At 29.1% G+C, this 13,439-nt stretch carries 15 protein-coding genes; 2 read left to right on the plus strand and 13 right to left on the minus strand.

Annotation, left to right across the window (positions count from 1 at the left end):
• Positions 1-103: 103 nt before the first annotated feature.
• Both ACKU4C_RS07345 and ACKU4C_RS07350 read left to right on the plus strand, forming a co-directional pair.
• Positions 104-2,041 carry a DUF3365 domain-containing protein gene (locus ACKU4C_RS07345; protein WP_321315767.1) on the plus strand — a complete coding sequence of 646 codons (1,938 nt, stop codon included), beginning with the start codon at positions 104-106 and terminating at the stop codon, positions 2,039-2,041.
• 93 nt (positions 2,042-2,134) lie between these two features.
• On the plus strand, positions 2,135-3,055 hold the full coding sequence (locus tag ACKU4C_RS07350) for an MBL fold metallo-hydrolase (RefSeq protein ID WP_321315769.1): 921 nt from the start codon (positions 2,135-2,137) through the stop codon (positions 3,053-3,055).
• Here ACKU4C_RS07350 and ACKU4C_RS07355 read toward each other — a convergent pair whose 3' ends face one another.
• The 13 genes from ACKU4C_RS07355 to soxC form a co-directional block, all read right to left on the minus strand.
• Positions 3,056-3,835 carry an alpha/beta fold hydrolase gene (locus ACKU4C_RS07355; RefSeq protein ID WP_321315771.1) on the minus strand — a complete coding sequence of 260 codons (780 nt, stop codon included), beginning with the start codon at positions 3,833-3,835 and terminating at the stop codon, positions 3,056-3,058.
• Between the two features lie 112 nt (positions 3,836-3,947).
• Positions 3,948-4,385, minus strand: coding sequence for a DsrE family protein (locus ACKU4C_RS07360; protein WP_321315772.1), 438 nt, complete (start codon positions 4,383-4,385; stop codon positions 3,948-3,950).
• A gap of 9 nt (positions 4,386-4,394) precedes the next feature.
• Complete coding sequence (locus ACKU4C_RS07365; protein ID WP_321315774.1) at positions 4,395-4,853, minus strand: MOSC domain-containing protein; 459 nt, start codon at positions 4,851-4,853, stop codon at positions 4,395-4,397.
• Positions 4,854-4,855: 2 nt separating this feature from the next.
• Positions 4,856-5,656 (minus strand): thioredoxin family protein, encoded by an 801-nt coding sequence (locus tag ACKU4C_RS07370; protein WP_321315776.1) that lies wholly within the window; start codon positions 5,654-5,656, stop codon positions 4,856-4,858.
• A gap of 84 nt (positions 5,657-5,740) precedes the next feature.
• Entirely contained in the window at positions 5,741-7,516 is a 1,776-nt protein-coding gene (gene soxB, locus ACKU4C_RS07375; RefSeq protein ID WP_321315778.1) for a thiosulfohydrolase SoxB, read from the minus strand.
• Positions 7,517-7,555: 39 nt separating this feature from the next.
• Positions 7,556-8,206 carry a rhodanese-like domain-containing protein gene (locus tag ACKU4C_RS07380; RefSeq protein WP_321315780.1) on the minus strand — a complete coding sequence of 217 codons (651 nt, stop codon included), beginning with the start codon at positions 8,204-8,206 and terminating at the stop codon, positions 7,556-7,558.
• A gap of 74 nt (positions 8,207-8,280) precedes the next feature.
• Complete coding sequence (locus ACKU4C_RS07385) at positions 8,281-8,718, minus strand: hypothetical protein (protein WP_321315782.1); 438 nt, start codon at positions 8,716-8,718, stop codon at positions 8,281-8,283.
• 13 nt (positions 8,719-8,731) lie between these two features.
• Complete coding sequence (gene soxA / locus ACKU4C_RS07390) at positions 8,732-9,670, minus strand: sulfur oxidation c-type cytochrome SoxA (RefSeq protein ID WP_321315783.1); 939 nt, start codon at positions 9,668-9,670, stop codon at positions 8,732-8,734.
• Positions 9,671-9,714: 44 nt separating this feature from the next.
• Positions 9,715-10,029 (minus strand): thiosulfate oxidation carrier complex protein SoxZ, encoded by a 315-nt coding sequence (gene soxZ / locus ACKU4C_RS07395; protein ID WP_321315785.1) that lies wholly within the window; start codon positions 10,027-10,029, stop codon positions 9,715-9,717.
• A 68-nt stretch (positions 10,030-10,097) separates the two neighbouring features.
• Positions 10,098-10,550: a thiosulfate oxidation carrier protein SoxY gene (gene soxY, locus ACKU4C_RS07400; protein ID WP_321315786.1), complete on the minus strand. Its 453-nt coding sequence runs from the start codon at positions 10,548-10,550 to the stop codon at positions 10,098-10,100.
• A gap of 21 nt (positions 10,551-10,571) precedes the next feature.
• Positions 10,572-10,922 (minus strand): sulfur oxidation c-type cytochrome SoxX, encoded by a 351-nt coding sequence (gene soxX / locus ACKU4C_RS07405; RefSeq protein WP_321315787.1) that lies wholly within the window; start codon positions 10,920-10,922, stop codon positions 10,572-10,574.
• Positions 10,923-10,933: 11 nt separating this feature from the next.
• The gene (locus ACKU4C_RS07410) at positions 10,934-12,118 is read right to left on the minus strand and encodes a c-type cytochrome (protein WP_321315789.1); all 1,185 of its coding nucleotides are present in this window, start codon (positions 12,116-12,118) and stop codon (positions 10,934-10,936) included.
• Positions 12,090-13,424 (minus strand): sulfite dehydrogenase, encoded by a 1,335-nt coding sequence (soxC, locus tag ACKU4C_RS07415; RefSeq protein ID WP_321315791.1) that lies wholly within the window; start codon positions 13,422-13,424, stop codon positions 12,090-12,092. Before soxC ends, ACKU4C_RS07410 begins: the two co-directional genes overlap by 29 nt.
• Positions 13,425-13,439 lie beyond the last annotated feature (15 nt).

Genomic DNA, 13,439 nt, shown 5'->3' on the forward strand with positions numbered 1-13,439 from the left:
TTAATAATTGATGCTACTATATATTTTCTAAATATAGTTTAAAATAGAATAAATTTATTTGATTTATTATATAATAAATATTTATATTTATTTGGAGCCAAATTTGAATTACAACAACATGTTAAAATTCAAAAAAATTGTATCTATAGCTTTTTTTTTGTATATTTTTGTTATTTATTTTATTTATCAAGATAATAAAAATAGTGAGATATATAATGAAAAAATAAATATTCAAGATGTGCTTATTCAAACTAAAGCAGTTAGAAAATATGTAAGTAATGACCAAAAAGATGAGATATATGAACTCCAAAAAAAAGGTATAATTTCATATCATTATTTTACATCTCCTTTATTATCATCAACTTATAGTGCAAATAAAGTTAATGAATATTACAACGAAATAAAAAAAAGTTTAAACCTACCACCAATCGATATTAGATTTGCTTCTCCAAATCCCAGAAATCCAAACAATATGACAACAAAAGAGGAAAAAGAGATTTTAGATCAATTTATTTCAGGTAAAATTGATTCTTATGAAACAATAAAAAAAACTAAAGATGGAGATGTATTATATTTAGCATTGCCTACAAGAAAACTTGAAGCCAAATGTATGAGATGCCACGATACCCCTGAAATAGCACCAAAACAACTTGTTGAGATGTATGGAGACACTGCAGGTTTTGGTGAAAAAGAGGGAAATATTAAAGCTATTATGTCTATTGAAAAACCTCTAAAAGTAGCATATAATAAAGCTTTTGAACAGACATTAAAATCTGCAATTTATATTTTAATTGCTACATTAATATTTGTATATTTTTATTATAATTTTAATAAAAAAATATATATTAAAAATAAACAACTTGAAAAACTTAATAAAAATCTTGATACAAAAGTAAAAGAAAGAACTACAGAGTTAAATAACTCAAAAATACAACTTTTAAATGTGATAAATAGTAGTGAATTGGGCTATTGGGATTGGGAAATAAATACTAAAAAACTTTTTGTAAATGATATCTGGCTTAATATGATAGGAATAAAAAAAGAAAACTTTGATAACACTATCTCTCAATGGTTTGATAAAATCCACCCTGAAGATTTTCAATATGTTACAACTACAATTGATGATGCTTTTAAAAAAGAGATATCTTTTTCAATTGAATATAGAATAAAACATAGTAATAATAACTATATTTGGGTTGAATGTGTAGGAGGTGTTGTACAAAGAGATTCTCAAGGAAAAGTGATACAAGCTTGTGGTATTCATAGAAATATAGATGAAAAGAAACAAAATGAAAATAAAGTTAAAGAACAAGAACTATTAATACAAAACCAAGCAAGAGTTGCATCTATGGGTGAAATGTTAAAAAACGTATCTCATCAATGGAAACAACCACTTTCAATAATAACTACTGTTGCAAGTACAATGAAACTTTCATATGAATTTAATCAACCAATGAAAAATAAAGAGATTATTGAATTTTCAGAAAAAATCTTAGAAAATGGTAATTATTTAGCAAAAGTTGTAAATGATTTTGCTTCATATTTTGATAATAATATACAAAAGAAAGAAGAATTAAACCTATCAACTACTATTAATAAAATAGTAAATATGATGAAATCTGAAATTGATGCAATTAAATATATAGATGATGTTGATGAAGATTTATTTATTTATATTAATGAAAACTTTTTTACACAAGCTTTATTAAATATAATAAATAATTCACATGATGCTTTTAATATAAATTCAATAGATGAAAGATATAGATTTGTTTTTATAAATGCTAAGAAAGAAGATTCAAATATAATTATAAATATGAAAGATACTGCTGGAGGAATAGAAGAAAATATAATAAATAAAATATTTGAACCTTATTTTACTACTAAGCATCAAAGTTTAGGTACTGGGATTGGATTATATATGACTAACCAGATTATAAGTAAACATTTAAAAGGTACAATAACTGCTAAAAATAGTGTATATAAATTTGAAGGAAAACAACTAAAAGGTTGTGAATTCAACATTATCATACCATCTTAAAATTACTCAAACACAAGACCCTAATTATAAAATATAATTATATATTAATTTTTTGTTTATATAATATTTTATAATTATAATATAGGGAATAAAATGAAAAAAACTATCAGTTCAATCTTAATTTTAGGAACCGTTTCACTATTTGGTTTTGATTACAAGCTTAAGCCTGAAAAAGTAAATGAAAATACATGGTGTTTTCTAGGTAAGCTTGAAGCTCCATCAAAACAAAATGGTGGTTTTATGTCAAATCATTGTTATGTAAATACAGGGAAAAGTTATGTTTTAATTGATTCTGGAGGAACATATGAAATTGCAAAACAAGCATATGAACAGATGCAAAAGATTGCTAATTTACCAGTAGATACAGTTATTCTAACTCATGAACATGACGACCATTGGTTAGGAGCATCTTTTCATAAAGAAAAATTTAATTCTAAACTTGTAGGTTCTTCAGCAATAAATAAACATTATGAAGAAAACTCAAAAACAAGAATGTTCAAAATGTTAACACCTGATGCAATAAAAAATACAAAAATAGTAAAAATAGATAAAGAGATAAAAGAACCTACTATTTTAAATATAAATGGATTAGAGTTTCAAATTATTCCTGTTGGAACTAAAGCACACACAAGTGATGACCTATTTGTATATGTACCTCAAATAAAAACTTTATTTTCAAGTGATTTAGTAATGAATGGAAGAATAACATCTAATAGAGATGGCTCAGTAATAGGTCAATTAAAAGCTATAAAGATGATTGAAAAAATGGACTACAAAAATTTAGTACCAGGTCATGGTTTAGATACAAGTAAAAATGCAATAAATGAAACAAAACAATATTTTACATTATTAAAACAAAGAGTTTTAGAAGCAATTGAAGAAGATGTAGGAGTTGAGAACATAACAAAAGTTATAAAAATGGAAGAGTTTAAAAATAAGGCTTTATATGATGAGTTAAATTCTAGAAATGTATTTGATGCATATAGAGAGTTAGAGTTTTATGAAGAGGAATAATTATTCCTCTTCTAACATTTCAGTTATAGCTTCTATTGAAGCATCAGTCATATCTAAATCAATATGCCCTGCTCCTTCAACTTTAACTAATTTTGCATTTAAGCCTTTTTCTTGTGCAATTTTATAAAATGATGTTGTAACTTCAGGTTTAGAGATTTCATCTTTTGTTCCATAAATAAAAAGAAATTTTGCTTCTTTATTAACATCATCTATAACATCAACTAAAGAGATTAAATCACCTTTTTCATCTTTATGAATATCATATCTTCCACCTGCTAATGCAATATTTTGAACTAAATCTGGATTTAAACCCATTAAAGTAGCTCCCATCATAGCTCCAGCACTATGTCCGATATATGTTACTTCTTCAGCATTATATTTTTCTTTTAATGCTTTAATCAATTTTCCCAAAAATAAAACATACTCTTTTTTTGCTGCTAAGTTTTTAACACCTTTATGAGCTAAAGATGTAAAATTATTTGTTGAAGAACCTGAATAACCAGGAAGAGCAACAGCAATTGTAGTTAAATCTGTATTCATATTCATAGTTTCAGCAAAAGGAGCATATCTTCCTAAAGTATTAGTTCCTTCATCCCAAGTTCCATGAACAATCACAACAATTCTATCATTAGATTCCCCCTTATAAGCTCTATATTCAATACACTCCCCACCTGCAAAAATGAAATTGTCTTTAGTACACTCTTCTTTACTAATTTTATTTGCTTCTAAAGTTAATGAGAAAACAAAAACTAGTAGTAATAATGAAACTTTTTTAAACATTTTAACTCCTTTTTTGTGTTTGATTTATTCTATAAAAATAGGCTTAGTTCTATATTTATTTTTTATTATAAATATAGAAACTAAATTTAATGTAGTTATTTATTATATTAGTTTAGTAAGCAATTATGCCAACATATCCAGCAACTTGTCTCTCTATAAGTTCAACAATACCTGCTTGAACATAAGATACACCATCGATAAAGTCATCTTTAGTCCAATTCATTGTTTCCATTGTATTTTTACATACAATAAATTCAACATCATATTCCATTAAAGAATTTATTCTTGTTAAAGTATCTTTATCATAATCTTTTTTTAAAGCTCTAACACCATTGCCATAAGAGATTACAACAACCTTTAGACTCTCTTCTGGATACTCTTTTAAGATATTATAAATAGTACTCAGATTATGATTCACTTTTTTTAAATCAGAGTCATATAATTGAATAGCGACTTTTCTTGGTTCATCAAATGTAGGTTGTGGGTCACTAAATGTTGATTGGGCATAACTAAATATAGTAATAAATACTAATAATATAATTTTTTTCATTTTATTCCTTTATGATGCAATTTCATTGATATTTTCGTCTAATATTTCAACTTTAGAATTTTTAGAAATCATACCACTTTTTTCAATTTTACAATATAAACCTCTGCAGCTTTTTAATAATTTTGGTAATTTCTTATCAAAAACTGATAAATGGTTACAAATAGTACACTTTTCTGTAATTTGTATTATAGCTTCATCAATTTTGATTCTAGTTCCAACAGCTAAATCATGGGGATTAAAATCAAAAAGAATATTTTCTCCTAAACTTCCAAATTCTAAATTTATAAAATATTCTTTTGCTAAATCATAACTATATGTACCAACTATCATAACTGTTTTATCTAAATCATCACCCGCAAATTTATCATCTTTTATACCAAAATCAAATACTAATTCTAAATAATCAACCTGTGGTCTTGGTAGTCCACTTTGTCCAATTTTTGCACTAAAAGTGTCTATTATTTTCATAATTATAAGTTTTCCTTTAATATTTGTAAAAAATCTTTTTTAACCCAAGCTCCAGGATAAGTATGCAAAAGCTCACCACCCGTAGTTAAAAAGAAAAATGTAGGAGTCATCCCCTTAAAATGTTTTTTTAAATCAAATGGCAATTTTACAAAATCAACATCTACTTCTAAAAAAATAAAATCTTCATTTATTGCTTCTTCTACCTCTGTTAAAGATAAAACTTCTTTTTTCATTTTCTTACAAAAATAACAAGTTTGTGAAGTAGCGAATACTATAATTTGTTTACCCTCTTTTACAGCTTTTTCTAAAATCTCTTTTTCATCATAATCTTTAGTCAAAATTTTTACTGGTTTAGGATTGTTTTTTAATCTATTCTTTTTATAGCCCATGAAATATTGTGCTAAAAGTTCAGCTTCTTCATCACTAATTTCCATAGGTTCTTTTTTCTTATAATATTTTAATATATGAGCATCACAAATACTGTCATTTAAATCAGGATTTGCTAAATAATTTTTAAGATACTCTTCAATCTCTATTGGTCTCATATCAGGGTCATTTGGGTCACCAATTTTTTTACTACTCTCCATAATTGCCCAAGCTAACATATTCTCTGTAGGTATTGTTAAATTAAGTAAAGTGTTGTTTCTCTCAAAAAAATTCTCTTTTAATTTTTTAAATGAAATATATGATTTATGACATGATGAACATTTATCTTTAAATAATGTTTCACCCTCTTTAAAATCTGCATTTAAATTTACTACTAAAAAAATAAAAAATAGTAAAAAATATCCCTTTCTAATCATCTTTTCTCCTTCAACTTAAAAGATACTTCAAAACAAATATCTATTAAATTGAAGAAGAGATAAAATTATCTCTTCTTAATTTAATTAAACGATTCCAGGATTACCTTTGATACCTACAATATCAGGTGTATCAACTTTTAAATTTGCTATATGTTTAACATTTTTTAAATAAGTTTCTACAGTTTCCCAAACTGGTTCACCAGGAGATTTAGATCCAACTGTAGACCAACCTGCAACTTTATAATTTTTGCTAGGAACAATTTTTTCTCCTGTTTTAGTAAGTGTTATCTCAGAAATTCTTTCTCCCATTTTTGCTGTTGGGTTAATCTTATAAGAGATACCACCCGTTCTAACCATATCACCACCTTGTTGATAAAATGGATCAGGATTAAACAAGTTATCTGCTACATCTTCTAAAATATCTTTTATCATTTGACCTGTTCTATCTGCTACATATGTTTCTGGATATGTCATTGCAGTTTGAGTCATCAGGTCATCAAATGTGATCGCGTGACCAGGCATAACTGATGTTCCCCATCTAAATCCAGGAGATAAAGAGATTTGCGCATCTTTTATATCAGTCAATGCATCACAAATAATTTGATCCCATGAACCATTGAAGTTACCTCTTCTAAATAGTGTTTCTTCTGTAGTTGCAATCTCTCTTGTTAACTCTTTAAGAAAAGGTGCTCTTACATCTTGAATATATTTCTTCATTGAAGCATCTTCAGGGATAAGATCCGAGAAAATTGGAAGAAGTGTAAATTTAAAATCTTTTACTTTTCCATTTTGAATATCTAAATCAAGTACATTTAAGAATTTTCCATTTGAACCTGCATTACAAACATAAGTAACACCACTTTCATTTTTTACAGGATAAGCTTCAGGAACTCCATCATGTGTATGTCCCCCCATGATAAAATCTATTCCAGTTACAACTTCAGCCATCTTTTTATCTGTATCATATCCATTATGAGATAACACAATAACAGCATCTGGTTTTTCATTCTCTCTAATTTCATCTACAATATCTTGCATATTTTCATCATTAATAGAGAAAGTCCAATCAGGAATAAATCTTTGAGGATTTGCAATTGTAGTATAAGGGAATGCTTGACCAATAATAGCAACTCTTGCATTTCCTAATTTTTTAATAGTATATGGTTTAAAAGCATAACCTTCATCCACATCATATGCTTGCATTGCAATATCAGTTTCTTCAAATAAAGCATCCTCTTTAACTTTTACATTTTGAGCTAAGAACTCAGCATCAAGCATTTTTACATTTTCTAAAACTTCTTCTGCTTTATATGTAAATTCCCAGTGTCCAACAGCTACATCTACACCTAAAAGGTTCATGGCACCAACCATATCTTTACCTCTAGTATAAAGAGCAGTTGCACTTCCTTGCCAAGTATCTCCACCATCTAATAATAAAGTTTTTTCTTTACCAAAGTTATTTCTTAAGAAATCTACTACAGTTTTGATTTGTGCAAAACCACCAGTTCTACCCATTGCTTTTGCATGCTTTTCAAAGTTTACACAAGAATAAGCATATTCTAATCTTTTATTTCCTTTTATTCCATAATAATCTAAGAATTTTTCACCAACAATATGTGGTGGTTTTCCAAAATTACCATCAAAACCTAAGTTTACACTAGGCTCTCTAAAATACACTGGCAAAAGTTGTGCATGTGAGTCTGTCATATGCATAAGTCTAGCATTACCAAATGGCTTAAGTTTATAATAATCCTCAAGCTTATTAGTGTCTGTCATCCTTGTATGTGAATTAGCAAATACTGGTGCAGCACCTAGTACTGCCATCATATAAACAAATTCTCTTCTACTTAATTTACTCATTTAATTAATCCCTTCAAATAAATTTAGAGACATTCTAAATTACTTACCAGATCCTACTACTGTAAAACCTAAAGATGCCCAAGCTTGCATACCACCTCTGTAGTATTTGATTTTTTCAGCAGGATATCCCATTTTTAATAATGCGAATTTTGCATTTTTAACCATACCTGGAGTTTGTCCACACCAATAACCATTACAATATAAAGCTAAAGTTTTTGCTTTAGAAAAATCAAGTGTTCCATCATCTTTTTCAATAACACCCATTTCATCTTCCATCATCTCTATAGCAGTATCTCTCTCATCAAAGTTAGTATAAGGTACATTTACAGCACCTGGTATTCTAAGCTTAGCATACCATCCTGGCTTTCTTGAATCGATAATTGCAATAGTATTATCAGTTTGTGCTTTTTTCATATACTCTATAAACTCTATTTCACCTACAGTTTCAACACCTGGCGCTAAAGTCATAGGCTGAGGAGTTCCTCTATTTGTAGTATCGTATAATGGTGAGATTTTATTACCTGCTGTTTGATTTCTCATAAGGGTAAATTTTTCTCCATTTAGATTCATTTCAATTGATTTAACACCTTTTGAAATTGGAACAAATTTTTCATCACCTTCTGCCATAGCACTTACAGAACAAATTCCAGCTATAGCTGATGCAACAAGTAATTTTTTTAGAATTGTCATCTGTTTTATCCTTAATTTCATTTCATATCTAATTTAAAAGTAAAAAAAGTCAAGAAAGATCTTGACTTTAATTTTTAGTATTTATATCCATCACCTGGAACAGCTAATCTCCAAGTTTTTTTACTCTCAGCAGATTGAGCTAAAGCAGCTATTGCAAACTTACAAGCTCTTTGGGCTGCATAATCAGTAGGAAGCTTAGTTTTTGATGGTTTACCTTTAAAAGTCATAGGATTTACCTCTTTTGCACCTGTTTTAATTGCCTCTTCAACTGAGATAATTAAATCAGAATTATTTACTGTAAGTCTTCTAAATTCTAGACCTTTTGCTTTTGCAACTTCATTATATTTTTTTGCTGTTGCAATAACATTTTCAATTCCATTTTTTTCTACACTACATACTACTTTTTCATCTTCATTGACAGCAGATGCTATACTTGGTGAAGAAGAACTTACACACGCAGTCAATGAAAACATTGCTGCAGTTACTAGTGATAAATTTAATATTTTCTTCATAATAATCTCCTACTTATTTTCTTATATCTGGACCGTCAATTTTCATACCATTTGACATATATGCCATGAAAAATAGTAGTTCTTTCATCTCTTTAGAATCATTTTTTGGTGGTACTTGACCTTGATCTTTAATACAACCAGACATTCTTCTTTCTAAAGTTCCTAAACCATCATTATTTTTATCAGCAGCTGCCCATTTTAATCTATAAACAGGGAAGTGTGTAACTTGTCCTAAAAATGGAGATAAACTTTCATTTCTAACTCTTTGCCCAGCACCTTGAACATGACACTCAGCACAGCTTAAATTAAGATAACCTCTTTGAGTATAATAATACTCTTTACCTCTATCATAAGCCGCTGCTGCTTCAGCACTATTAATTTTTACATCAATAATTTTTTCTTCATCTTGTGCAGACTTAACAAAAAATGCTTCTAAATGAGCAATTTTACCTTTTGTAGTTTTCCATGCTTTTTCACCATTTGATGTAAGACATTGATTAATTGCTACAGTTAAAGTTTGTACATCTTTTTTAGTTTCATCAAAATATGGATACATTGAACCAGCTTGTGCTGGATCAGGGAAACAATCTTGAAATGATTTACCATTTGCAAATGGCTTTTCATATAATGCTTCTCCATATTCAACAAATTCTTCAGTAGGAGGAAACTCTTTAATCTCTTCGTAAGACATTCTTCCATTTTTAGAAAAAGAATAATTTCCTTCCGAAAAATCTTGGAATTTTAATCCACTTATAAAATTATTTTTCAACTCATCATCTGTAGAATAAGGGAAAAAAGTATTTCTATTTTTTAATGGATCTTCAAATTTTGCTTCAAAATATTTTATTAAAGCAATTCTATCTTTTTCAGCTTGTGCATTAAAATCTGAAGCATTTAATGTACAAGCAGCTATTGCAACAAGTGCAGCTGTTTTTGCAATTTTTAATAACATACATATCTCCTTAAGTCTTTTTAACCATTCAAAAGAATGATTAATTATTTAATTTTTTGGTTATCTACTTGAGTATTACCTTTTAAATCAACCCAAGAAAACTCTACTTTATCACCTTTTTTAGCTCCAACTGCATCTGCATTGAACATAAATTTCATATAAGGATTTTTTGATAAAAATTGACTCGTAGAAACTTCATATACTATTTTATCATTTACTTTTGCAACAACATAAGTAATAAAATTTGCTTCTTTTTTTGCTCTTTCAGCTTCTTGATAACTTAACATATCGTGTTTAGCAAGAGCTTTAACAGTTACAACACCTTTTTTTAATTTTGCTTTAATTCTAGTTTTAGCCATTATAATTCCTTTTTTCTATTTTTTAATTTTGTAAAATTTATTTAATCATTTATGATAATTGAACTAAATCAACCACCACATCCACCGATTGTTACTTTTACATCTTTAGATGAAGAATATAATTTACCACCATCTTCAACAACTGCTGTAACTTTTCCTGTTTTTGCCATTTTGATTCTAATAGAATAATCAATAATTCCACCTTCTGGTACTGTAAATACAGCAACAGTAGCTTCAGGGTTAGCATCTTGGAATATTGCTACTTTTGAACCTGATTTTGCAGTAACTGTTACAGGAATAACTGCACCATTTTCAGCAATATCTGGAGCTTTTAATTCAAGACTTCCACCTTCAACTGTAGTAGATGTTCCAAATAACTCTTTAATTGCTACATCAACTTTAGTTGCTGTAAATGCCTTAGGCTTTGTTTCTCTAAAATTAACAGCACTTAGTGTAGTTGGCGCCATTGAAACAGCTAATGCACCTAAACCTAAACCTAAAAAATTTCTTCTGTTTATCATATCTTTTCCTTTTTAAATTTATTAATCTATTGTTTTTAAATAAGCAATAACTGCTTTTATTTCACCATCACTTAACCATCCATTTTTCCCAAATGCAGGCATTTGTGAAATTGGATTATCAGTATTAGGATTATATATCTTGTTATATAATGCTTCATCAGGCCAATATTTTAAAGCCTGTAATTTTGGTCCCATGCTTCCTGGTCCATCTATATTTTTTCCATTTGCATCATGACAAGCTAAACAATTACCTAAGTTTTTAGTATTAAAAATCTTTTCACCTTTTTTTACTAAATCTTCATTAGCTGAAGATAAAGTAACAGCAAGTGCACTGATAGCTGTTGCTACAGCTAAACTTTTGATTAATTTCATTGCTTTCTCCTTTATTTACTAGAGTTGATCATAAAATCAACAATCTTTTTAAAATCTGCATCTGATAAATCAACACCACCTTTAGGAGGCATTGCATTAATACCATTAATACCATTAGCATAAACAGCATCTTTACCTTTTGCTAAAACTGCTTCCCAAGCATCTTTGTTTCCAACTACAGGTGCACCAATTGCATCATTTGCATGACAAGCTGCACAATAAGTTTGATAATCTTTTTCAGCTTGAGTAACTTCTTTAGCACCAGCAACTTTCCATGATCTTTCAGTAGATGCAGGTGGTTCAAAGTCATTAAGTTCATTTTTTATTCTAAGAACTGGTACTTCCCCTTTAATACAATCTGTCATACATCTTGTACCTGCACCATAATTTTTAGAATCACTTAAAAATGCTTTCATATTTTCTACACCTTTTTTAGGATCTTCTGGTGTGTCTACATTTGGATAAAATCCATCTTTATTTGGCATTTTTATTTTTAAAAAGTTTTCTCTATCTAATACATACTCTTCATCAAGCTCTTCACCATCAATCTCAATACCATTTTCCATTAGTAAGTATGCAACTAAAGCATAAGTTTCACTATTTGACAATGATTTTGGATGAGGGAATGGCATTGCATCTTGAATATACCAGAATAATGTACTTGCATATGGCCAATATGTACCAATAGTTTTAACTGGTGGTTCAACACCTGGATTTTTATCTGCTGGATTTAATAATTGATTTTTTAATGAATCTGTTGAAGAAGTTCCAGCTGATAATGTTGGATAACCTTTACCACCTGTACCAAACTCACCATGACACATTGCACATTGAGAATCGTATAATTCATTACCCCATTCTACTGAACCTTCAGCTTTTTTGGGATTACCATCTTCATCAAGAACAATTTTTCCATTTTTTGTATCAAATTCAGGTAGTCCAGTTCCATCAGGCATTACATCAATATTCCATGCTGCTATTTCTGTTTTTGTAGGTGTTCTACCATGATTATATTTTTCTACTTTTTGAGTATTTACATGATACGAAGTATATTTACCATCTTTTACTTCATATTTAACAGCTCCATCAACAGATCTGCTATTATTTGAAGCACATGCAGTAGTTAATAATGATGTAGCAATTATACTTAAACCAACTAATGTTTTTTTAAGCGTGATGTTTTCTAATGTGAACATTATTAACCTCCCCATTCGATTTTACTTCCCATGTAACAATTGCATTTCTATGATATACAGATTCTACACCCACTACTGAAGTTTCTTGATCAATAGTTGGCTGAACATTACCTGCATCATCAACTGCTCTACTAGATAAAAACATTGGTTTCCCTTCCCATTTAAAGATATAAGAGAATCTTGTCCATGCTTTTGGTAAAACTAATCCTTTTAAACTAGCTTCAATCCAATTGTCACCACCATCAAAAGAAATATCAACATGCTTAATTGTACCGTGACCAGACCAAGCTAAACCTTCGATTTCAACTAAATCACCTTTTTTAAGGTTAGTCCAAGGTTTTTCAGGACATGGTGAAGTAACTACAGAGTTAACTTCATTTGGCCAAAAATATTGGATTGCTTTTCCAGTTTTTTGTAACATCGTATATTTAGATGTTTCCTCTTTAGAATGCCAAGGTTTATCTGAAAATTCTAATCTTTTTAACCATTTAGTATTTAGATTACCTTCCCAACCTGGAACAATAAGTCTTAATGGATAACCTTGTTCAGGTCTCAATGCTTCTCCATTTTGTCCCCAAACAAGCATTGCATCATCTAAAGCTTTTTCAACAGGTATTGTTCTTGGATTTCCAGCATTATCACTACCTTCTGATAACATCCAAACTGCATCATCCTCTAAACCAATATCATCTAATACAGTTTTAAGCATAACTCCTGTCCATTGAGCACAACTCATCATACCTTTCATAAATTGAAGATTATTAAATTGTGGTCCTCTCCATCCTGTTGAACCATTTGCAGGACACTCAATAAAGTAAATTCTGCTTTCGCTTGGATATTTTTTTAAGTCATCTAAAGTTAAAACAACTTCTCTTTTAACCTTTCCATGAATCATTAATCTAAATTTACTTGGATCTACATGTGCAGTTCCTCCATGATCTCTTGTAAAGAAAAGACCATTTGGAGTTATTATCCCCTCAGACTCATGTACAGGACACATCGATACTGATGCATATGCATCACCTGATGATAAAAGATCTGTCGTTCTTCTAGTATTATTGTGTTCATAAGGTGAAGGTATTCCATATAGATTTTTAGTAACCGGATCACCTAGTTTTACTCCCCATTCAGCTTCTTCAACTATAGTAGCATCATCTGCTTTTAGTTTTACTGGAGATAAAACATTTGCTGCAGCAATAGCTCCCGCTGAATAAACTGCAGTTTTTCTAAAAAAGTCTCTTCTGCTTAATTTTTTATTATCTACAGTTGAAAGTTCTTTTTCAGAATTTTTGATAACTTCCGTCATTATTCCTCCTTAAAA

It is taken from the genome of Halarcobacter sp. (assembly GCF_963676935.1).
GTDB lineage: Bacteria > Campylobacterota > Campylobacteria > Campylobacterales > Arcobacteraceae > Halarcobacter.